Origin of the sequence: Pseudomonas putida, from assembly GCF_003228315.1 — a bacterium.
Taxonomy (GTDB): Bacteria; Pseudomonadota; Gammaproteobacteria; order Pseudomonadales; family Pseudomonadaceae; genus Aquipseudomonas; species Aquipseudomonas putida_S.
Genome location: NZ_CP029693.1, coordinates 2,177,274 through 2,197,971, shown reverse-complemented (window position 1 = coordinate 2,197,971; position 20,698 = coordinate 2,177,274). Strand labels below are relative to the sequence as shown.

17 protein-coding genes are annotated in these 20,698 nt (G+C 63.2%); 9 read left to right on the top strand and 8 right to left on the bottom strand.

Annotated features, from left to right (window positions below):
- Positions 1-84 precede the first annotated feature (84 nt).
- The 4 genes from DKY63_RS09995 to dmpG are packed head-to-tail and all read left to right on the top strand — an operon-like array spanning position 85 to position 3,678.
- On the top strand, positions 85-915 hold the full coding sequence (locus tag DKY63_RS09995) for an alpha/beta fold hydrolase (RefSeq protein WP_110963930.1): 831 nt from the start codon (positions 85-87) through the stop codon (positions 913-915).
- Entirely contained in the window at positions 912-1,703 is a 792-nt protein-coding gene (locus DKY63_RS09990) for a fumarylacetoacetate hydrolase family protein (protein WP_110963929.1), read from the top strand. Before DKY63_RS09995 ends, DKY63_RS09990 begins: the two co-directional genes overlap by 4 nt.
- A gap of 18 nt (positions 1,704-1,721) precedes the next feature.
- Complete coding sequence (locus tag DKY63_RS09985) at positions 1,722-2,630, top strand: acetaldehyde dehydrogenase (acetylating) (protein WP_110963928.1); 909 nt, start codon at positions 1,722-1,724, stop codon at positions 2,628-2,630.
- Positions 2,631-2,643: 13 nt separating this feature from the next.
- On the top strand, positions 2,644-3,678 hold the full coding sequence (gene dmpG, locus DKY63_RS09980; RefSeq protein ID WP_110963927.1) for a 4-hydroxy-2-oxovalerate aldolase: 1,035 nt from the start codon (positions 2,644-2,646) through the stop codon (positions 3,676-3,678).
- Between the two features lie 56 nt (positions 3,679-3,734).
- On the opposite strand, the gene DKY63_RS32380 is transcribed toward dmpG, so the two are convergent.
- The 4 genes from DKY63_RS32380 to DKY63_RS09965 form a co-directional block, all read right to left on the bottom strand.
- The gene (locus DKY63_RS32380; protein ID WP_204354318.1) at positions 3,735-3,902 is read right to left on the bottom strand and encodes a hypothetical protein; all 168 of its coding nucleotides are present in this window, start codon (positions 3,900-3,902) and stop codon (positions 3,735-3,737) included.
- A gap of 329 nt (positions 3,903-4,231) precedes the next feature.
- Entirely contained in the window at positions 4,232-4,780 is a 549-nt protein-coding gene (gene nudE, locus DKY63_RS09975; protein ID WP_110963926.1) for an ADP compounds hydrolase NudE, read from the bottom strand.
- A gap of 90 nt (positions 4,781-4,870) precedes the next feature.
- Complete coding sequence (locus tag DKY63_RS09970) at positions 4,871-6,001, bottom strand: helix-turn-helix transcriptional regulator (RefSeq protein WP_110963925.1); 1,131 nt, start codon at positions 5,999-6,001, stop codon at positions 4,871-4,873.
- A gap of 133 nt (positions 6,002-6,134) precedes the next feature.
- Entirely contained in the window at positions 6,135-7,178 is a 1,044-nt protein-coding gene (locus DKY63_RS09965) for a Rieske 2Fe-2S domain-containing protein (RefSeq protein WP_110963924.1), read from the bottom strand.
- Between the two features lie 146 nt (positions 7,179-7,324).
- Here DKY63_RS09965 and DKY63_RS09960 point away from each other — a divergent pair, with 146 nt between their 5' ends.
- From DKY63_RS09960 to DKY63_RS09950, 3 genes are read left to right on the top strand one after another with little or no spacing between them, the layout of a single operon-like run.
- The gene (locus DKY63_RS09960; protein WP_110963923.1) at positions 7,325-8,164 is read left to right on the top strand and encodes an SDR family NAD(P)-dependent oxidoreductase; all 840 of its coding nucleotides are present in this window, start codon (positions 7,325-7,327) and stop codon (positions 8,162-8,164) included.
- Positions 8,151-9,077, top strand: a complete 927-nt coding sequence (locus DKY63_RS09955; protein WP_110963922.1) for an alpha/beta hydrolase — start codon at positions 8,151-8,153, stop codon at positions 9,075-9,077. Before DKY63_RS09960 ends, DKY63_RS09955 begins: the two co-directional genes overlap by 14 nt.
- Before the next feature lie 14 nt (positions 9,078-9,091).
- Complete coding sequence (locus DKY63_RS09950) at positions 9,092-10,198, top strand: 3,4-dihydroxy-2-butanone-4-phosphate synthase (RefSeq protein ID WP_275428111.1); 1,107 nt, start codon at positions 9,092-9,094, stop codon at positions 10,196-10,198.
- Positions 10,199-11,131: 933 nt separating this feature from the next.
- Here DKY63_RS09950 and surE read toward each other — a convergent pair.
- From surE to DKY63_RS09915, 3 genes are all read right to left on the bottom strand, one after another.
- Positions 11,132-12,109: a 5'/3'-nucleotidase SurE gene (gene surE, locus DKY63_RS09925; protein ID WP_110963920.1), complete on the bottom strand. Its 978-nt coding sequence runs from the start codon at positions 12,107-12,109 to the stop codon at positions 11,132-11,134.
- A 70-nt stretch (positions 12,110-12,179) separates the two neighbouring features.
- Positions 12,180-13,559 carry a DUF1329 domain-containing protein gene (locus DKY63_RS09920; RefSeq protein WP_110963919.1) on the bottom strand — a complete coding sequence of 460 codons (1,380 nt, stop codon included), beginning with the start codon at positions 13,557-13,559 and terminating at the stop codon, positions 12,180-12,182.
- A gap of 23 nt (positions 13,560-13,582) precedes the next feature.
- On the bottom strand, positions 13,583-15,166 hold the full coding sequence (locus DKY63_RS09915; RefSeq protein ID WP_110963918.1) for a DUF1302 domain-containing protein: 1,584 nt from the start codon (positions 15,164-15,166) through the stop codon (positions 13,583-13,585).
- 1,211 nt (positions 15,167-16,377) lie between these two features.
- On the opposite strand from DKY63_RS09915, the gene DKY63_RS09905 reads away from it, so the two are divergent.
- Positions 16,378-18,120, top strand: coding sequence for an FAD-binding protein (locus DKY63_RS09905; RefSeq protein WP_110963916.1), 1,743 nt, complete (start codon positions 16,378-16,380; stop codon positions 18,118-18,120).
- Entirely contained in the window at positions 18,117-18,989 is an 873-nt protein-coding gene (locus DKY63_RS09900; protein ID WP_110963915.1) for an SDR family NAD(P)-dependent oxidoreductase, read from the top strand. The genes DKY63_RS09905 and DKY63_RS09900 overlap by 4 nt, the downstream gene beginning before the upstream one ends.
- A 122-nt stretch (positions 18,990-19,111) precedes the next feature.
- On the opposite strand, the gene DKY63_RS09895 is transcribed toward DKY63_RS09900, so the two are convergent.
- Complete coding sequence (locus tag DKY63_RS09895; RefSeq protein ID WP_110963914.1) at positions 19,112-20,692, bottom strand: FadD3 family acyl-CoA ligase; 1,581 nt, start codon at positions 20,690-20,692, stop codon at positions 19,112-19,114.
- Between the last annotated feature and the right edge of the window lie 6 nt (positions 20,693-20,698).

The following is a 20,698-nucleotide window of genomic DNA, read 5'->3' as shown; positions in this document are numbered from 1 at the left end:
AGGGGTTGTAGTCCTGTCGGACGATGTTGACGGCCCGGGCCCCCGGAATAATCCGGCGACAACAACAGGCCGGGAGGACACCTTATGGGCGCTTCAGCGCAGGGGCACTTCGTTACGCTGCCGGAAGGTTTGCAGCTGCACTATCTGGATACCGGTGGCGCCGGCGAGCCGGTGATTTTCATCCACGGCAGCGGGCCGGGCGCCAGCGGCCACAGCAACTTCAAGCAGAACTACCCGGTGTTCGCCGAAGCCGGCCATCGGGTGATCGTCCCGGACCTGCCGGGCTATGGCGCCTCGGACAAGCCCGACACCCTCTACACCCTCGACTTTTTCGTCAGCGCCCTGAGCGGTCTGCTCGACGCCCTGAATATCCCGCGTTGCGTACTGGTGGGCAATTCCCTGGGCGGCGCGATCGCGATCAAGCTGGCCCTCGACCAGCCGCAGCGGGTCAGCCGTCTGGTGTTGATGGCCCCCGGCGGACTGATGGAAAAGGAGCAGTACTACCTGCAAATGGAAGGCATCCAGAAAATGGGCGCCGCCTTCGCCAAGGGTGAACTCAACGATGCAACGGGCATGCGCCGCCTGTTGGCACTGCAACTGTTCGACGCCTCGCTGATCAGCGACGAAACGGTCAACGAACGGGTGGCCGTGGTGCAACAGCAACCGGTGTGCGTGCTGTCGACCATGCAAGTGCCGAACATGACCTCGCGCCTGGCCGAGTTGCAATGCCCGATCCTCGGCTTCTGGGGCATGAACGACAAATTCTGCCCATCCTCGGGGGCGCAAACCATGCTCGAACACTGCTCGCGCATCCGCTTCGTGATGCTCAGCGAATGCGGGCATTGGGTGCAGGTCGAGCACCGTGAATTGTTCAATCGCCAGTGCCTGGCATTCCTTCAGGAGGCCCGCCCATGAGCGTGCAATTGCGCCGTGAATTCGGCGAAGAGCTTTACCAGGCGCTGCAAAGCGGCTCCACACTGGCGCCGCTGACCGAGCGTTGGCCGGCGATCAGCATTGAGGACGCCTACCACATTTCCCTGTACGCCATTGAGCGTCGCGTCGCCGCCGGTGACCAGATCGTCGGCAAGAAGATCGGCGTCACCTCGGCAGCGGTGCAGCAGATGCTCAACGTGCATCAGCCGGACTTCGGCTTCATCACCCGGCAGATGTCCTTTGCCAACGACGCGCAAATTTCCCTGTCCGCCAACAAGCTGATCCAGCCCCGCGCCGAGGGCGAAATCGCCTTCAAGCTCAAGCGCGATCTGGTCGGCCCCGGCATCACCGAAGCCGATGTGCTGGACGCCACCGAATACGTGATGCCGTGCTTCGAGATCGTCGACTCGCGGATTCACGCGTGGCGCATCCGCATTCAGGACACCGTCGCCGACAACGCTTCCTGCGGCGTGTTCGTGTTGGGTGACAGTCAGGTTGATCCACGGGGCCTGGATTTGCCCAACCTGCGCATGCGTGTGTTCAAGAACGGTGAGCCACTGAGCGAAGGCCTGGGCTCGGCGGTGCAGGGCAATCCGTTGACGGCGGTGGCGTGGCTAGCCAACACCCTGGGGGCCTTTGGCATTCCGTTCAAGGCCGGGGAAATCATTCTCTCGGGCTCGCTGGTGCCACTGGAACCGGCCCGCGCCGGCGACCGTTTCGAATTGACCATCGATGGCCTGGGCAGCGCCCGGGTGTCTTTCTGCGCCTGACCTATGGGGTTTAACCGGATGAGCAAGAAACTCAGAGCGGCCATTATCGGCCCGGGCAACATCGGCACCGACTTGCTGATGAAAATGTATCGATCGGAGTGGATCGAACCGGTGTGGATGGTCGGCGTCGACCCGCAATCGGAAGGCCTCAAGCGCGCTCGCGAGATGGGCGTGAAGACCACCGCCGAGGGCGTCGACGGCTTGTTGCCTCATGTACTGGACGACGACATTCGCATTGCCTTCGATGCCACTTCGGCCTATGTGCATGCCGAAAACAGCCGCAAGCTCAACGAGCTCGGGGTGATCATGGTCGACCTCACGCCGGCGGCCATCGGCCCGTTCTGCGTGCCGCCGGTCAACCTCAAGCAACACGCGTCGAGCCTGGCGATGAACGTCAACATGGTCACCTGCGGTGGCCAGGCAACTATCCCGATGGTGGCGGCGGTGTCGCGGGTGCAACCGGTGGCCTATGGCGAGATCGTTGCCACGGTGTCGTCCGGCTCCGTCGGCCCCGGCACCCGGCAGAACATCGACGAGTTCACCCGCACCACGGCGGGGGCGGTGGAGCAGATCGGCGGTGCCCGGCGCGGCAAGGCAATCATCGTCATCAACCCGGCCGAGCCGCCGTTGATGATGCGCGACACCATCCACTGCCTGACCGACGACGAGCCGAACCAGGACGCGATCCGCACCTCGGTGCTGGAGATGGTCCGCGAAGTGCAGCGCTATGTGCCCGGCTACAAGCTGATCAACGGGCCGGTGTTCGACGGGCGCAAGGTGTCGATTTTCATTGAGGTCGAAGGCCTGGGGGATTTCCTGCCCAAGTCCGCCGGCAACCTCGACATCATGACCGCCGCCGGTCTGCGCACCGCCGAGATGTTCGCCGAAGAAGCCCACAAGGGCACCCTGCAATTGCCTGTCCGTTGAGTGGAGAATCCCGATGAATTTGCAAGGTAAGCGCGTCCGTCTGCACGACATGAGCCTGCGCGACGGCATGCACGCCAAACAGCATCAGATCAGCATCGAACAAATGGTCGCCGTGGCCACGGGGCTGGATGCGGCCGGTGTGCCGTTGATCGAAATCACCCACGGCGATGGCCTGGGTGGCGCGTCGCTGAACTACGGCTTCCCGGCCCACAGCGACGAAGAGTATTTCGCCGCGGTGATCCCGAAGATGCAGCAGGCCAAGGTCTCGGCGTTGTTGTTGCCGGGGATCGGTACTCTCGATCATCTGAAAATGGCCCATGAGCATGGCGTCTCGACCATTCGCGTGGCCACCCACTGCACCGAGGCGGACGTCTCCGGCCAGCACATCGGCATGTCGGCGAAGATGGGCCTGGACACCGTGGGCTTTTTGATGATGGCGCACATGGTCAGCGCGGAGAAACTGCTGGAGCAGGCGCGCTTGATGGAAAGCTACGGCGCCAACTGTATCTACTGCACCGACTCGGCGGGCTACATGCTGCCCGATGAAGTGACGCAGAAAATCGGTGCCTTGCGCGCCGGATTGAATGCCGGGACCGAAGTCGGTTTCCACGGCCATCACAACATGGGCATGGCCATCGCCAACTCCCTGGCCGCGATCGAGGCGGGTGCGGCGCGTATCGACGGTTCGGTGGCGGGCCTTGGCGCGGGGGCGGGTAACACGCCGCTGGAAGTGTTCGTGGCGGTGCTGGAGCGCATGGGCGTCAACAGTGGTGTGGATCTGTACCGAATCATGGACGTGGCCGAAGACCTGGTGGTGCCGATGATGGACCAGCCGATTCGCCTGGACCGCGATGCGCTGACCCTGGGGTATGCCGGGGTCTACAGTTCCTTCCTGCTGTTCGCCAAGCGTGCCGAGCAGAAATACGGCATCGCCGCCCGTGAGCTGCTGGTGGAACTGGGGCGTCGCGGTACCGTGGGTGGTCAGGAAGACATGATTGAAGACCTGGCGCTGACCCTGTCCCGGGCGCGGGGTGTGTTGCCGACCTGATTCCTGGACCAATGAAAAAACCACCGATGAGTCGGTGGTTTTTTTATGTCCGTGATTCAGGGCAGCAGATTGCGCACCAGCGGCGGGTAGCAGTTGATCGCGTTGCTCGAACAGCTGAAATACGCCGTGGCCGGTCGATAAGCTTCGTTCTTGAACAGTTGGCACAGGCTGGCGGAACTGCCGGCGCAGACGATGATGAACAGGGCGCAAGTGGCTTTACGCATGACAGCCTCGGTACGGTTTTATTGTTGTAGAGGCAGGGTAGGGCGGGGGAGTGATAATGGCTTCGTCCGAATGGACTAGCCCAGGACACAACCTGTAGGAGCAAGGCTTGCCCGCGATGGCTGAGTGTCAGGCACCACAGGTGTTGGATGTGCTGGCCTCATCGCGGGCAAGCCTTGCTCCTACAGGGTTTTTTGTGGACCGCAGATTTTGTGTACACCCGCTGAACCTGTAGGAGCGAGCCTGCTCGCGATGGCGGTTTGTCAGGCGAAAGAGATGCTGAATGTTCCTGCCTCATCGCGAGCAGGCTCGCTCCTACAGGGGATGTGTGTCAGGCGCGGTGGGCAAGGGCTCCCATGGCCATGAACAGCGCCGCAATCGCCCGGGCTTCGTGGAGTTCTCCGCTGGCGACGAGGGCGGGGATTTCGGCCAGGGGCACCCGCAGGCATTCCAGGGCTTCGGGTTCGTCGCCTTGCAGTTGGCAGGGGCTCAGGTGTTCGGCCAGCACTACCCGGTAGCGATGGCACAAGTGTCCAGGTGCCAACGTCAATTCACCCAGTTCGGTGAGCCGTGCGGCGCGCATCCCGACTTCTTCGCCCAGTTCGCGTTGCGCGGCCTGCAGGTAATCTTCATCGGGTTCGGCGCCTCCCTTGGGCAGGCCAAGAATGGTTTTCTCCACGCCCACCGCATACTCGCGCACCAGCAGCACATGCGCAGGATCCGGCATCGCCACCACCATCACTGAGCGATACCCGGTACCGCGCAGGCGTTCGTAGACCCGCCGCTGGCCATTGCTGAATTGCAGGTGCAGGGCTTCGATCTGGAAGTGGCCGCTTTCGGCCAGCAGTTCGGTCTTGAGGATGGTTGGACAGTTGCGCATGGGTCAGGCCCCCGTTTGGGATGACCACACTGTGCGCCGTACAAAAGCGGCCGCCATCGTCCAAGCGGACGAGGGCGGCAATGACGGTGGTTAACCGAGGGTCGCCACGCTGCGCAGAATCAAACGCACCAGCATGGTCTGGCGGGTCACGCCGGTCTTGGAGAAGGTCGAGCGCAAATGCGCCCGCGAGGTGTTGCGGCTGATGCCCAGCTCTTCCGAGGCTTCGTCCAGGGTCAAACCGTTGGCCAGCAGCATCGCCAGTTGGGTTTCCGCCGGGGTGAAGTCGAACAGTGCCCGGACGATCTCCTGGGGCGCGGTGGATTGCTGCTCGGGGTCGCTGATGAAAATCGCCACCGTCGGGCACTGCTTGCCTTCGCTCCAGTCGGTCAACGGCACCGAGCGCACAATGATCCCCAGATCCGCCTTGCCCGATGGCCGCTGCACGCGCATGGCCTCGACCACCGACGGGTTGCTGCTTTTCTGCGACAGCAACGACTGCTTGACCAGACGCCGGAACTCTTGGGTATCGCGGGCCGTACCGACCTGCAAACCATCGTTGACCAGCTTGAGGCCGTCCTTTTCCTGAATCAGCCGGTCGGCGACCTGATTGGTCTGCAGCACCTTGCCCGACTCATCGAGGATGATCGTGCCCACGGCCATCTGGTTCACCGCGCCGGCGTAGAGGTTGCGTTCGGCCTCGATGCGGTTGAGCTGCATGTGGATCTTGATCGAGCGTTCCAGGTGCGGAATGAAGTGCGTGAGCAAGGCCTTTTCTTCGTTGCCGAAGGGCTTGTCGTCACGCCCGCGGCTGATGCGGATCCGGCACTGGGCGCCGTCGACGGTGTTGATGTCGGCGCCGAGAATGTGGAACACATCCACCGGTTCGAGGAAGTTCTTGTAGAACTCCGACTGCTGCCAGTCGGCATTGGAGACGAACTCGGCCAGGGTCACCACTTGTCGGTTGGGCAGGTCGACGAACGGGTCGAGGCTGAAAAAATGCGTGTTGTACGACGCGGTCGCCTCGGTCGAGGTGCCGGTTGTGTTGACCATCAGGCCGTCCACGTGGGCGCTGGGCGGACGCAGGATGAAGGTCACGTACTTGCTTTGCAGGTACACGTTGAGCTGATTGAGAAAGGTCGCCCATGGAATGGTTTCCAGCGGACCCTGATAAAGATTGCCGATCAGATCGCTGAACGTGTCGAGGCAGAGACTTTGTTGCATAGGTAAAACCATTTTTATTATTAGCGTTGGCGGTGGCCGAGAATAAGCGCCGTGATCGACTCCTTGCAACGCTGGGGCCCGGAGCCTGACGGGCGGCTGCCGATCAGGTCTCTGGAGCGCGAAGGGCCGCTGCTTAAGCCCGTTCGCAAGCGCGCACGACATATTGCTTGTGCTCGGCCACATCCGCCGGCAACGCGGCGACGTCGGTGTAGAACTGCTCGTACCAGCGGCGCAACTGATAGACCGGGCCGTCACCGTCGCACAGCAGCGGGTTGTCGACACGGGTCTTGCTGTGCCAGATCGCCACGTCTTCGTAGAAGGCGGCCTGGGCCTGCTGCACGTAGGCCTTGGCCATCGCCTGGTTCTGTTCTTCGCTCAAGCCCGGGATCTTCTTCACCAGCACGCCGTAGCGCAGGGTGAAGCTGTCCAGGTCGATGGGCACGTGGCAGTTGAGCAGGATCGAATGGATCGGCTGGCCGTTCATCGCGCCGGTCATGTCGGTGATCTGGTAGGCCGGGCCGAAGTAGGTGGCCTCGGTGCTCAACACGCTGTCACCGGACAGGCGCTCGCTGCGGGCCTTCATGATCTGGGTGGCCAGGTGGCCTTCGAAGACGTTGATGAACTCGTCCACCGGCGCGCCATGCACCGTGCCGAAGTGCGCCATGTCGGCGATGTTGTCGATCAGCTCGCGGCAGTTGGTGCCGATCTGCAATTCGGCGACTTCCCAGGCGGCCCATTCGTCGCTGAAGCAGGCCTCGATGCGCGGAATGCGTTGCTCGGGCAGCGGCGGGTTGCCTTCCGGGTCGTTCCAGACGAACAGCAGATTGTTTTCTTCCATGATCGGCCAGCTTTTGATCTTGGCCCGTGGCGGGATGCGCTTGGCATAGGGAATGTCATCGCATACGCCATCGGCGCCCCAGCGCCAGGCATGGAACGGGCAGCGGATCGAGTTGCCTTCGACGCAGCCGGTGCTGAGGTCGGCGCCCATGTGCGGGCAGTAGCCATCGAGGATGTGCAGTTCGCCGTCTTCACCCTGGAAGGCCACCAACTTCGTGCCGAACACCTCCAGGCGATGGGGTTTGCCGTCGCGGTATTGCGCGGCCAGGCCCAGGCAATGCCAGCCACGGGCGTAGCGGTCTTCCAGCAGTTTGGCTTCGATGCGGTGCAGGGTACTCATCTTATTATTCTCCCAAGGGATCACGGGTTTGGCGCATGTAACGGATTCTGCCGCCCCTGTAAAAGCCGGCATCGTCTGAATGGACGATGGCCGACAAACCCCGGCCCGCTCTACTGGTGCCATTGGACCCATGGCAGGAGTTGGCGATGAGTAATGAACAAGGGCCGGTGGCGGTGATCACCGGGGCCGCCAGCGGCATCGGTCGCGGCCTGGCGCAACACGCGGCGGGGCTGGGCATGCGCCTGGTGCTGGCGGATCGGGATGCGGCGGGCCTTGACGCCCTGTGCGAGCAATTGAACCGCGATGGCGGCAGGGCGATTGCCTGTGTCACCGATGTGGGCGATGTGCAACAAGTGGAGCGTTTGCGCGACCGCGCCGTCGAGGCATTTGGCGGGGTGGATCTGCTGTTCAACAACGCGGGCGTGATGCAGACCGGCTTCAGTTGGGAAATCAGCGATGCGCAATGGCAACGGATGCTCGACGTCAATCTGGGCGGAGTGATCAACGGCATCCGCACCTTCATGCCGCTGTTGCTCAGCCAGGGCCGGGTGACCCATGTGGTCAACACCGCCTCGCTGGCCGGGATCGTCAGCAGCCCGCTGATGGCGCCCTACAACGTGACCAAGCAGGCGGTGGTCGCACTCACTGAAACCCTGCATTACGAGCTGGCCATGCTCGGTTCGCAGGTATCGGTTTCGGTGCTGTGTCCCGGACCCGTGGCCAGTGAAATCATGGCTTCGGATCAGGTCGCGAATACCGCCGGCTCGTCATTCAACCAGTTGCTCGATAGCACCATTCGCCAGGGCATGACACCGGCTGAATTGGCGACGCAGGTGTTTGCCGCCATCGAGCAGAAGCGCTTCTGGATCCTGCCCCACAAGGGTTTCAAACCGGCGCTTGAGCGGCGGGTGCACAGCATCCTGCAAGAGACCAACCCACAGTTTCAAATGACCGATGTAGAGGACGATGCCCATGCCGCTCGATAAGCAGATCGCTGCGGTGCTCCAGCAGTTTCGCGACTTGCCGGAGCCCGATTTCAGCCAGGTCGATGCCGCCCAGTACCGAGAGTTCAACGACAACCTGATGCCGCCTGTCCCCGGCGATCCGATGATCGAGGTGCGTGACCTGCGGGTGACCGGCGCGGCTGGTGAACTGGATGCGCGGCTGTATCGGCCGTCGGAGGATAACGACCTGCCGCTGCTGGTGTTTTTCCACGGTGGCGGTTTTGTCATGGGCAATCTCGATACCCACGACAACCTCTGCCGTTCATTGGCGCGTCAGGCCGAGGCGGTGGTGGTGTCGGTGGCTTATCGGCTGGCCCCGGAACATCACTTCCCGGCAGCGCCGCTCGATTGTTATGCCGCCACCTGCTGGCTGGTGGACAACGCTGCCGCCCTGGGTGTCGATGGCAGTCGCCTGGCGTTGGCCGGGGACAGTGCCGGTGGCAACCTGGCGTTGGCGGTCAGTCAATTGGCGGCGCAGCGGCAGGGACCGAAGATCAGTCATCAGTGTTTGTTCTATCCGGTCACCGATGCCCATTGCGACACCCCGTCCTATGAGGCATTCGCCGAGGGCTATTTGCTCAGCAGCGCGATGATGTACTGGTTCTGGCAGCAGTATTTGCAGGACACCGGGCAGGGTGATGATCCCTTGGCTTCTCCGCTGCGTGCCGAGTCACTGGCGGGGTTGCCGCCAACGACGTTGATCACTGCTGAATTCGATCCCTTGCGCGACGAGGGCGAGGCCTTCGCCCGGCGTTTGCTGGCGGAGGGGATCGCGGTGCGCGTGCAGCGTTGCGAGGGCATGGTGCATGGTTTTATCAGCATGGCGCCCTTTGTCGAGAAGGCGGCTCAGGCCTTGTCCGACGCGGCGGCCGACTTGCGCAGGGCACTCAATTGAACGGCGCGGCGCAAGTGAGTTTCGACAGCGTGCCACGGCTGATCGAGGCCATTGCCGCTGGGCAGATGGTGGTGATCACCGATGACGAAAACAACGGTGAAGGTTCATTGTTGATGGCCGCCGAGCATGCCGGGGCCGACGCGGTCACGTTCATGGCGGTGCAGGCCCGGGGCTTGATCTGCCTGGCCCTGACCGAGCAGCGTTGCCGCGCGCTGGGGCTGGACCTGATGGTGCCCAATTCCCGGGCCCGGCATGGGGTGGGGTTTACCCGCTCCATCGAAGCGGCGACCGGGGTGTCCACCGGGATTTCGGCGGCAGATCGAGCGCGTTCGATCCAGGTGGCGGTCGACCCGGCCAGCGGTCCGGCGGACCTGGTGCAGCCGGGGCATATCTTTCCGGTGCAGGCGCTGCCGGGCGGGGTGATGCAGCGTGCCGGGCATGTGGAGGCGGCGTGCGATCTCACTCGGCTTGCAGGCCTGCAGCCGGCGGCGACGCTGGTGGGGATACTCAACGAAGAGGGCGAACTGGCTCGGGGTGTCGAGCTGCACGAGTTTGCCCGTCGACATGGATTGCGCATCGGCAGCGTGGCCGATCTGATTCATTACCGCATCCTGCATGAAGGCACGATCGAGCGTGGCGACGAGTATCCGTTGCATACCCGCCACGGCGAGTTTCGCGTGACGACCTATCAGGACACCTATCAAGGCGCCCTGCACCTGGCACTGGTCAAGGGCCGGATCGACAGCACGCAGCCGACTCTCGTGCGGGTGCAAAGCATCGAAACCCTGCGTGACGCCCTGGGCTGCGAAAGCGAAGGCGGGGCACAGCAATGGACGCTGGAGCGTTCGCTGGCGAGCATCGCAGCGGCTGGAAATGGCGTGCTGGTGTTGCTGGCACAAAAGGAAACCGCCGACGGCGTGCTCGAACAACTGCGCCAAAGCAGCGGCGGCAAACCCCGTGCCCCGCAGTTCCCGCAACGCACCCTGGGCATCGGCGCGCAGATCCTGCGCGACCAGAATGTACGCAAGATGCGCCTGATGAGCTCGCCGGTGCCCTACAAGGCGGTGTCCGGATTCGATCTGGAAGTCACCGAATTCATCCCCTTCCAATCCCCGGTCTGAAGCCCCCGATACCCTGTAGGAGCAAGGCTTGCCCGCGATGGCGGAGTGTCAGGTGACATGGATGTTGAATGTGCCGGCCTCATCGCGGGCAAGCCTTGCTCCCACAGGGTATGGGGTGGTTGGCAGAATTTATGTACGACCACGGACCTTCCTGTGGGAGCGAGCCTGCTCGCGATGGCGGGCTGGCAGGCGATATTGATGTTGGATGTGCCGGCCTCATCGCGAGCAGGCTCGCTCCCACAAGGGAATTGTGGTGTTGCCGGGGCTTGGGTTCGCCGCAGATCAACAGTGGGAGCGAGCTGGCAGGCGACATTGATGTTGGATGTACCGGCCTCATCGCGAGCAGGCTCGCTCCTACAAGGGAATTGTGGTGTTGCCGGGGCTTGGGTTCGCCGCAGATCAACTGTGGGAGCGAGCCTGCTCGCGATGGCGGTCTGATTGGCGACATGGATGTTGAATGTGCCGGCCTCATCGCGAGCAGGCTCGCTCCTACAAGGGAATTGTGGTGTTGCCGGGGCTTGGGTTCGCCGCAGATCAACAGTGGGAGCGAGCTTGCTCGCGATGGCGGGCTGGCAGGCGACATTGATGTTGGATGTACCGGCCTCATCGCGAGCAGGCTCGCTCCTACAAGGGAATTGTGGTGTTGCCGGGGCTTGGGTTCGCCGCAGATCAACTGTGGGAGCGAGCCTGCTCGCGATGGCGGTCTGATTGGCGACATGGATGTTGAATGTGCCGGCCTCATCGCGAGCAGGCTCGCTCCTACAAGGGAACTGGGGTGTTGCCGGGGCTTGGGTTCGCCGCAGATCAACTGTGGGAGCGAGCCTGCTCGCGATGGCGGTCTGATTGGCGACATGGATGTTGAATGTGCCGGCCTCATCGCGAGCAGGCTCGCTCCCACAGTGATGTTGGTGGTTGGCAGATTTCAGGTAGGGCTCAGGGTTTGATGTTGTGCAGCATTTTCTTCGCTTGGTCCTGCACCGCCTCGGGTGCAGTCATGTTGCCGTCGATCACGGTGATTACCGCATGGCCTTGCCACAGCTGGTAGGCGTCGGCTTTTTGCTGGGCGGGAGTTGGGGTTGAGGGGGCCACCAGGTTGACGTGGACAGTGCCGTCTGCGCCGCGTTGCGAAGTGAAATTAACCCGGTCCCAGTTGCCGATCGGGGTAAAACTCACACCTTTGACTTCGCTCGGTGGCAGGGGCGGGTAGTTGAGGTTCAGGCCGTTGGCGCCCGGCAGGCCGAGCACGTTCATGCCGCATTGATGTTTGTTTTTGCCACAGGCCTGTTTCGCCGCAATACCGGCAAGGCGCGCTTGTTCAATGACCTTCACTGCAAACCGTGCCGTATCGTCCATCGCTCCCAACGTTTTGCGATACCCCGCCTGCTGGTCACGCATGATCAGGTCCATGTCGATGGCCGTGGACACCGCCACCGCCGGCACCCCCTTGAACATCGCCCGCACCGCCGCGTTGAGGGTGCCAGACATCTGTGTCAGCGGGCCGACGTTTTCACCGAAGTTGCTTCCCGACACCACCAGGTCCGGCGGGGTGTCCTTGAGGATCACATCGAGGCCCACATTCACCGCATCCACCGGCGTGCCAATCGCCGAGGTCTTGCCGACTGGCGCGACATAACCTTCGGGTGGCCCGACGCAGAATCTGCCCGGTGCCAGTTCGGTCACCGCCAGGGCCTGGCCCGGCACCACCGCGCTGGCGGCACTGATGCCACTGCTGTCATTCAACGGGCCAACCAGCGTCACCTTGTGCCCGGCGGCCGTCAGGGCGCGGTACATCGCGTCGATGCCCGGTGCGCGGCAGCCATCGTCGTTGGTCAGCAGGATGTTCAGGGCATTGGCCTGTAGCGACAGGCCGACGCCGGCCACGGCGAGGGCGGCAGTGAGCAGTTTGTTCATAAGAAAGGTCCTTGGATCCGTAGAAATAAAAAAGCCCCGACCGAATGCATCGGTCGGGGCGCGGCGGCTTTTAGCGGGTGCCGAGTTTGCGCAGGTTGCCGGGGGTGAATTCGTCATCGGTGAAGTTGGTGGCGTTGAGCTTCGCCGGTTTCTGATCGATCAACATCCGGTCCACCAGATAGGAACCCGCGATCAGGTCATGGTAGATCCCCAGTCGTGCGTGGTAACGCTGCATCTCGTAGGCGTAGATCGAGGTCTGCATGTTGGTGCGCCACAGTTGCCCACGGCTGTCGTAGTTGTCCGCCAGGGTCGCGGCCCAGGTGTCTTCGTCCAGGTACAGCACGCGCTTGGCGTACACATGGCGGGCGCCTTCCTTGAGGGTCGCCTGCAGCACCCAGACCCGATGTTTTTCATAACGCATGTATTGCGGATCGACGTGGCCGGTGGTGTCGAGGATCTGCTCGGTGCTCACGCTCGGGTCGTCGATCTTGTAGTTGTGGTACGGGATGTAGATTTCCTTCTTGCCGACGATGGTCCAGTTGTAGCGATCCGGCGCACCGTTGAACAAGCGGTCTTCGTCATACACCCGGAAACCACCGGCACCGGTCGGCGAGTCGTAGCCCACGGTCGGCGCGCGGCGTACCCGACGCTGGCCCGGGCTGTACTGCCAGGCCTGCCGTGGCGAGGCGGTGGGGTTGATGAACTCGTGGCCGACGACGATCTCGCCTTTCTTGCGCACCGGTTCCAGGGTGGTGATCAGGAAGTTGGTGAGAATGCCGTTGGACGACTCCAGGGTTTTGTTCGGGTCGGACCAGAGTGAGAAGATCTTGTAGTTGACCTCTTCGATCACCCGTTCCTTGTTGGAGTACACCACGGCCTGGCGGTAGTTGGCTTCCTCGGCGGCGGCACGGCCGGCGAGGGTGTGGTTGAACATCAGCTCGCTGCCGTTTTTCGGGATCGGGAAGGGCGAGCCGGCCCAGGCGTTCTTGGTGTCGTTGTTGTCGTTGTCCAGTTCGGCGGTGACCGCGTTTTTCTTCACCGCCTCCACCAGTTTCGGATCGACGCGGAAGTCGCGATGGCTCGGGTACACCGGGATCTTGAAGGTCTCGGGATAACGCTTGAGCAGCGCCTTCTGGCCATCGGTGAGGTTGGCGGCGTACTTGTCCATGTTCTTGGCATCGATCACGAACAGTGGCTTTTCCGAGGCGTACGGGTCCGGGTACGGGCTGCCCGGGCCGTCGAATTTCAGACCCGGTGGCAGGCCGAGCCATTTGCCGCTCCAGGCCGGGATGCTGCCGTCGGCGTTGCCGGCTTTCTCGGCGCCCATCGGGGTCAGGTCCTGGCCCAGGCGGGCGGCTTCCTGTTCGCTGACCTTGGCGTGGGCCAGGCCGCTGCCGAGCAGGCCGACGGTCAGCGCCGTGGACAATAGGGTTTGGGTGAATCTGGACATGCTGTGCTCCTCCGATTGGGGAATCAGAACCGGTACTTGAAGTTGAGCGCGACGTTGTCGCGGTCGGCCAACGGGCTGTTGTTGGCGTTGCCCAGGTAGGCGTTGTAGCGCGCCTCGACGGTGAAGTTGCCCAGGTAGCGCCACGAGCTGCCGATGCTCGCGCGGTCGTCGCCTTGACCGGCGTTGATCGAGCCCACCAGGGCACTGTCGTGTTGCGCGGCGGTGCTGTAGGTCACGGGCACCGACATGTCCCAGCCGCTGAACACGTTGTTGTAATCAAGGTTGACCTGCACCGTGTAGCCCCAGGCATCGCGGTCGTAGACCAGGCTGTCGGTGCCCGGCAGGGTGAAGCCGGGAGCCAGGGTGATCGGGGCGGACTTGTCGTTGTCGAGCACGGTGTTGTAGACCAGCTCGCCGGTCAGGGTGGTGTTGTCGGCAAAGGCGGTCGGGCCCACCACGTAGATCGCCGAGGTCTGCGCCTGCAGGACTTCGCCACGCACGGGGCTGGAGAAACCGTTGTTGACCATCACCGGCGCGCCGTCGCGGTAGCTGACCTCACCGGCCCAGCTCACATCGCCCAGCACCGTGGAGAAGCTGGCGCCGTACTGGTCGATGTTGTCGAAGTACACGGCGCGGTAGTGACCCAGGTCTGACTGGAAGTCCAGGGACGGGGTCTTGTCGTGGTAGCGCGAGTAGTAGATGCCGAACTCGGTGTTGTTCAGCGACTCGGCGGCGTAGGTAAACGCCAGACCGTACTGGCCGCTGTTGCTCGGCTTGTCGTCGCCCAGACGGGTGAGGAAGCCGGTGGCGTCGTTGAAGCCGCCCTCGTCGATGAAGTCGGTGGTGGAGAAATAGCTGCCCACGCCGAACAGCTCGGTCTTCTCCCACTTGTATTGGTAGTAGGCCTGCACATCCAGGCTGTCGGTCAGGCTGAACTGAGTGAACAGTTGGCCGACCGGCAGCAGGATTTCCTTGACCTCAACGCCCGGGGTGGTGGCCTTGGTCGCGTCCACCGGGCTTTGCGCGGCGGAAATCCCCGGATAGAACAGGCTTTCACCCCAGCTCACCACCTGGTTGCCCAGGCGCGCATTGAGGTTGTGCCCGCTCAGGTCCCAGGTGCCATAGGCGTAGTAATCGAGCATGCGCAGTTCGTCGCGGTGCTGATCGATGGTGTCCTGGGAGAAGCGATCCGGGCGGCTGCAATGGCCACCGGCGAAGCAGTTGGAGGTACCGGTGTCGTTGTCGTTGCCACGGTCGTAGACGTTGTCGTAGAAACCGGTGCCGCGCAGGAACACACCGTAATCGTCGCGCCACTGGATGTTGGCTTCGGTGAGAAAGCCGGCGCGGTTGTTGATCAGGCTGTTGCGGTCGAAGGCGTTGTCGCCGTCGTTGCCATTGGGATTGTTAATGCCCGACAGCTTGTGATCGCGAGACTCGGTCCGCCACGCCAGGCTGTAGGTCAGCGTGGTGTCCCAGTCTACGCTCAGGTCATCGCTGGGTTGGAACTTCATGGCGTTGACCTGGGTGCTCAACCCGCCTGCCAGCAACAGCAGGGCCAGCCGGGTGCGCGGGTGCAGCGATTGTGGGGCGATTATTGTTTTTATCATGTCGTCCTCATGCCCAGGCCGGGACATTCCCGACCTGCATTTCTGGGGTGATTGGGTGCTGGGGGCGACTATGGAGTCACGACTTGCGCGCAACATCGTCCAAGCGGACTAAGCGATTTGTGCTGGGTCTTGGCGGCCTTTGGGCCGACCAGGCTGGGGTTGGGTTGTGTGTATATCCATTTCTTCGGTAACGGCGGCTGGCGGTTTCGCCCCTACGGCGACTTACTTTTTTTTCAAACGCCAAAAAAAAGATAAGCAAAAAAAGGCTCGCCCCGGCGTCCGGCCCCTCGCCAAGGCTCGGGGTTCCTTCGCTCCGGCATTCATCCGGGGGCATCGCCTCCGGTTTGCTTCGCTGCACCTCCTCTCGATGTGTGCGGCTGCGCCGCACGGCGCTACGCGCCTTACCCCCGGATAAACGCCTCCACTCAGCCTCCCGAAGGGGCGGGTGGATCAAGATCAAAAGCGGCAGGCGAGCTAACGCTCGGCCTGTTGAGTGGTGAAGAGCGGGTCAGGTGTACACCGTCCCCTGTAGGAGCAAGGCTTGCCCGCGATGGCGGCCTGACAGCCGACCAATGTCTTCCAGATGTACCCCAATCCCCTGTAGGAGCGAGCCTGCTCGCGATGTTCGTCAACGATAACGCTGGCAGCCTGACACCCCGCGGTGTTCTGGCGTCCATCGCGAGCAGGCTCGCTCCTACAGGGGACCGCGATCTGCTTTGGCTTTTGATCTTGATTTTGATCTGCCCCGTCGGAAGGCCGAGTGGAGGTGTTCATCCGGGGGGTAGGCGCGTAGCGCCGTGCGGCGAAGCCGCACACATCGAGAGGAGGTGCAGCGCAGCAAACCGGAGGCGATGCCCCCGGATGAATACCGGAGCGAGGGAACCCTGAGCCTAAGCGAAGGGCCGTACGTCAGGGGATAAAAGCGCTTGGTTACTTGGCGCTTTTCCAAGTAACCCGCCGTAAGGGCGGAACCTTAAGTGGCCGTTACCAAAGAAATGGATATGTACACCTGAAAGCGCATGGTCGGCTGCCAGGCCGCCATCGCTGGCAAGCCAGCTCCCACAGGGGTAGGGGTGTCAAGCAGCCTTGCTTAGTCCCATCGGACGATGATCCCCCGGCGCGGGCGGCGAACAATCCCGAGACCGACTGCACCGGGCGAAGACCCGGCAGCGGCGGTTTCTGCCTGATGGGCGCTGAACAAGGGTGATCGCATGAACGCTGCCGGGATCAAGTGGGACGAATGTTGTGATGTGCTGGTGGTCGGCTCGGGAGCAGGGGGCATGACCGCCGCGTTGCGTGCCCACGACCTGGGCCTGAATGCGCTGCTGATCGAGAAAAGCGGCGAGTACGGCGGCACCTCGGCGGTGTCCGGCGGTGGGATCTGGATTCCCGACAATCACCGGATCAAGGCCCTCGGTGGCAGCGATTCGGCGGCCGAAGCGATTGCCTATATCCGCGCCGTGACCCATGGCGAAATCGATGACGGACGCATCGAGGTCTACGTCGAGCATGGCCGGAAAATGGTCGAATACCTCGAACGCCACACTCGCGTGCGCTTCGAGGCACAGCCGCGTTACGCCGACTACTACCCGGAAGTCGAGGGCGGCAAACCGGGTTATCGCTCCATGGACCCGCAACCCTTCGACGCCGCCGAACTCGGTGAAGAATTCCTGCGCATGCGCCCGCCATCCCCCGGCACCCTGATGATGGGGCGCATGGCGATGACCATGAAAGAGGCGCAGGTGCTGCTGTGCCGTGGTCCCGGCTGGCTGCGCCTGACCCTGCGGGTGATGTGGCGCTACTGGCGCGACCGGGCGGGCCGGCGCCTGTCGAAGCGTGACCGCTACTTGACGCTGGGCAATGCCTTGATCGGCGCCTTGCGCTGTTCGTTGCAGGATCGCGGCAAGTCGCTGTGGTTGAACTGTGCGCTGGAAGAGCTGCTGCTGGTCGGCGATCGGGTCGGCGGTGCGCGGGTCAATCGAAACGGGCAGATGCTCAACGTCAAGGCACGCTACGGCGTGATCATCGCTGCCGGTGGTTTCGAGCGTAACCAGGCGATGCGCGAGCAATACCTGCCGCAGCCATCGCAAGCCACCTGGAGTGCCACCCCGCCGCACAACACCGGCGATGGCATTCGCGCAGGCCAGGCCATCGGTGCCCAAACCGCGCTGATGGAACACAGCTGGTGGGCGCCCACCACCCACGTGCGCGGTGAGGAAAAACAGCGGGCCCTGTTTGTTGAGCGCACGCTTCCGGGCTGCGTGATGGTCAACGCGGCGGGGGAGCGTTTCGTCAATGAAGCCGCGCCCTACACAGATATCGTCTACGCCATGTACGCCAACAATCATGACGGTGCCGCGAGTGTGCCGTGCTGGATGGTGTTCGACGCCGAGTTCCGCCGCAAATACCCCTGCGGCGCATTGCTGCCGGGTTATGCCCAGCGCGATTGGCAGTTGCCCGAGCACCTGCGCGATTACTTCCACAAGGCCGATAGCCTTGAAGAACTGGCGCAGACAATTGGCGTCGATGCCGCAGGGCTCACGCGCACCGTGCAGCGTTTCAACGGCATGGCAGTGCGGGGCGTCGATGAGGACTTTCACAAGGGCGAGTCGCTGTTCGATCGCTATTACGGCGACCCGAACGTGCAGCCCAACCCGTGCCTGGCACCGTTGCTCAAGGGTCCGTTCTATGCCGTGCGCATCGACGCCGGGGACATCGGCACCAAGGGTGGTTTGCTCACCGACGTGCATGCTCGTGTGCTGCATGAAGACGGCCAGCCGATCGAGGGCCTGTACGCCATTGGCAACAGCGCCGCGTCGATGATGGGTCGCACCTATCCGGGCGCCGGTTCGACCATCGGTCCGGCCATGACTTTTGGCTATCTGGCGGCCAATCACATCAAAGGCCAGAGCGAAACCGCTTCGGCGAAAACCTTGTTCGGGAGCGTCGAATGAACGGTCAACAAGTGGCGGTGGTGACGGGCGCCAGTCGTGGGGTCGGCCGGGGCATTGCCCTGGCGTTGGGCGCGGCGGGCATGACGGTGTATGTCACCGGTCGTGCCCCGGAGCAGGGTGGATCGAATTTGTATGGGCATGCCTTGCGCGGTTCGCTGGAGGACACGGCGGCTGCAATTACAGCGGCCGGTGGGCGGGGTGTCGCGGTGGTTTGCGACCATGCTGATGATGCTCAGGTGCGTGCCTTGTTCGACCGGGTCGAGCGGGAATGCGGGCGTCTGGACCTGTTGGTGAACAACGCGGCGTTCATCCATGACCAACTGATCGAGCCCGGCCCGTTCTGGGCCAAGCCGCTGGGGCTGGTGGGGATTATTGATGTCGGCCTGCGTTCGGCGTACATCGCCAGCTATCACGCGGCGCCGTTGCTGTTGCGCAGCGGGCAAGGGCTGATCTGTTTTACCTCGTCCTTCGGTGCCGTCTGCTACATGCACGGGCCGGCGTACGGCGCGCAGAAGGCCGGGGTCGACAAGCTGGCGGCGGACATGGCGGTGGATTTCGAAGGGCAGGGCGTGGCGGCGTTGTCGTTGTGGCTGGGGCCGCAAATGACCGAGCGTACGAAGATCGCCGGTGAGCAGCATGGTGAGCAGTACCAGGCGTTCCTGGCCGATGCCGAGACCCCGCAGTTCAATGGCCGGGTGATTCACGCGTTGCTCAATGATCCGCAGTTGATGACGCTCTCGGGGCAAACCCTGATCACCGCCGAGATCGCCCGCGGCTATGGCATCAGCGAAGCCGAAGGCCGCCAGCCACCGTCCCATCGCGCCTTGCTTGGCGAGCCACGTCGGCAGCATCCGGCGCGGGTGGTCTGATTCAAGCCCCACACACCAACCCCCTGTAGGAGCGAGCCTGCTCGCGATAGCGGAGTGTCAGCCACAGCAATGCTGACTGATCTGACGCCATCGCGAGCAGGCTCGCTCCTACAGAAACGCGGTTAGCCGGCGGGCATCAGCGCCCACTCGCGCAACACATTCTTGGTGACCTTACCCGCCGCGTTCAGCGGCATGCTGTCCAGCACCTGCACCCGACGCGGCACCTTGTAGTTGGCCATCTGCTCCCGGCACCAGGCGAGGAAGCGGGTCTGTTCGATTTCGATGCCCGGTGCCGGCAGCAGGAAGGCCATGGCCACTTCGCCCATGCGCTCGTCGGGAATGCCGATCACCGCCGCCTGGGCAACACCCGGATAGGTCAACAGGCACTGCTCGATTTCCGCCGGGTACACGTTGAAGCCACCGGTGATGAACATGTCCTTGAGACGGTCGGTGATGCGCAGGTATCCCTGTTCATCGAGCAGGCCGATATCACCGGTGTGCAGCCAGCCGTCAGCGTCGAGTACTTCCTGGCTGGCCTGGGGATTGTTGAAGTAGCCCTGCATCAGGTTGTAGCCGCGCACCTGGATTTCACCGGGGACATTGGCGGGCTGAGAGCGGCCGTTGCTGCCGACGCAACGAACTTCCACCCCCGGCATCGCCCGGCCGCTGGTGTTGGCGACCGTTTGCGCACTATCACCGGAACGGCAAATCGTGGCGAAACCGCAGACCTCGGTGAGGCCATAGGCGGTGACGATGGTGCCGAAGCCCAGTTCGTCGCCCATGCGCTGGATCATTTCCACCGGGATGGCCGCCGCGCCGGTCACCGCCACCCGCAAGGAACTCAAGTCGAAATCATCACGCTGCGGATGGGCCAGCAAAGACTGATACAGCGTCGGCGGTCCGGGCAGTACCGTGATGCGTTCGTGCTGCACGCATTCGAGCACCGCCTGCACATCGAACACCTGCTGCGGCAGGATCGTGCAGCCGCGCATCAGCGCCGCCAGCCAGCCAGCCTTGTAGCCGAAGGAATGGAAGAACGGGTTGACGATCAGGTAGCGGTCGCCTTCACGCAGGCCGACGATCTCGCTCCAGTCGCGCACGATGCGCAGGTTCTGGCCGTGACTGGTCATCACGCCCTTGGGTTTGCCGGTGGTGCCCGAGGTGAACAACACATCGGACAGAGTTTGCGGGCCGACGCTCTGCTCGCGGCTGCGCAGGGCCAGTTGCGGCACGTCGGTGGCCAGGTCCATGAACCGCTCCCAGCTCAGGGTGCCCGCTCCCGCACTGCGCAGGCTGACGATGTGGCGCAGGTTTGGCAGGTCTTCGGCCACCAGCATGCCGGGATAGTCCACGCCGAGGAATTCGCCAATGGTGAACAGCACACAGGCGCCGCTCTCGCGCAGGATGAAGCCGGCCTCGCTGCCCTTCATGCGGGTATTGAGCGGCACCAGCGCCGCGCCGACGCTCTGCAGCGCTCCGGCAGCGACGATCCATTCCCATACGTTGGGCGCCCAGATCGCCACCCGGTCGCCGACCTGGACGTCCAGCGCCAGCAGGGCGCGGGCGGCTTGCCGACGCAGCTGGTCGAGTTCCCGGTAACTGATGACGCGGCCGGCGTCCTCGATGGCGGGGTGGTCGCCGTAGGTCTGGGCCGTGTTGGCGAACAATTGAGCGAAGGTCAGAGCGGTAGCGACAGGCGGCATGGGGCC

What these genes read in the sequence shown, in the direction of transcription:
- DKY63_RS09955 (WP_110963922.1), top strand. Translation starts at nt 8,151, where the DNA reads ATGCCGCTCGATAAGCAGATCGCTGCGGTGCTCCAGCAGTTTCGCGAC.
- DKY63_RS09895 (WP_110963914.1), bottom strand. Translation starts at nt 20,692, where the DNA reads ATGCCGCCTGTCGCTACCGCTCTGACCTTCGCTCAATTGTTCGCCAAC.
- DKY63_RS09900 (WP_110963915.1), top strand. Translation starts at nt 18,117, where the DNA reads ATGAACGGTCAACAAGTGGCGGTGGTGACGGGCGCCAGTCGTGGGGTC.
- dmpG (WP_110963927.1), top strand. Translation starts at nt 2,644, where the DNA reads ATGAATTTGCAAGGTAAGCGCGTCCGTCTGCACGACATGAGCCTGCGC.
- surE (WP_110963920.1), bottom strand. Translation starts at nt 12,109, where the DNA reads ATGAACAAACTGCTCACTGCCGCCCTCGCCGTGGCCGGCGTCGGCCTG.
- DKY63_RS09985 (WP_110963928.1), top strand. Translation starts at nt 1,722, where the DNA reads ATGAGCAAGAAACTCAGAGCGGCCATTATCGGCCCGGGCAACATCGGC.
- DKY63_RS32380 (WP_204354318.1), bottom strand. Translation starts at nt 3,902, where the DNA reads ATGCGTAAAGCCACTTGCGCCCTGTTCATCATCGTCTGCGCCGGCAGT.
- DKY63_RS09970 (WP_110963925.1), bottom strand. Translation starts at nt 6,001, where the DNA reads ATGCAACAAAGTCTCTGCCTCGACACGTTCAGCGATCTGATCGGCAAT.
- DKY63_RS09965 (WP_110963924.1), bottom strand. Translation starts at nt 7,178, where the DNA reads ATGAGTACCCTGCACCGCATCGAAGCCAAACTGCTGGAAGACCGCTAC.
- DKY63_RS09905 (WP_110963916.1), top strand. Translation starts at nt 16,378, where the DNA reads ATGAACGCTGCCGGGATCAAGTGGGACGAATGTTGTGATGTGCTGGTG.
- DKY63_RS09995 (WP_110963930.1), top strand. Translation starts at nt 85, where the DNA reads ATGGGCGCTTCAGCGCAGGGGCACTTCGTTACGCTGCCGGAAGGTTTG.
- DKY63_RS09960 (WP_110963923.1), top strand. Translation starts at nt 7,325, where the DNA reads ATGAGTAATGAACAAGGGCCGGTGGCGGTGATCACCGGGGCCGCCAGC.
- nudE (WP_110963926.1), bottom strand. Translation starts at nt 4,780, where the DNA reads ATGCGCAACTGTCCAACCATCCTCAAGACCGAACTGCTGGCCGAAAGC.
- DKY63_RS09990 (WP_110963929.1), top strand. Translation starts at nt 912, where the DNA reads ATGAGCGTGCAATTGCGCCGTGAATTCGGCGAAGAGCTTTACCAGGCG.
- DKY63_RS09920 (WP_110963919.1), bottom strand. Translation starts at nt 13,559, where the DNA reads ATGTCCAGATTCACCCAAACCCTATTGTCCACGGCGCTGACCGTCGGC.
- DKY63_RS09915 (WP_110963918.1), bottom strand. Translation starts at nt 15,166, where the DNA reads ATGATAAAAACAATAATCGCCCCACAATCGCTGCACCCGCGCACCCGG.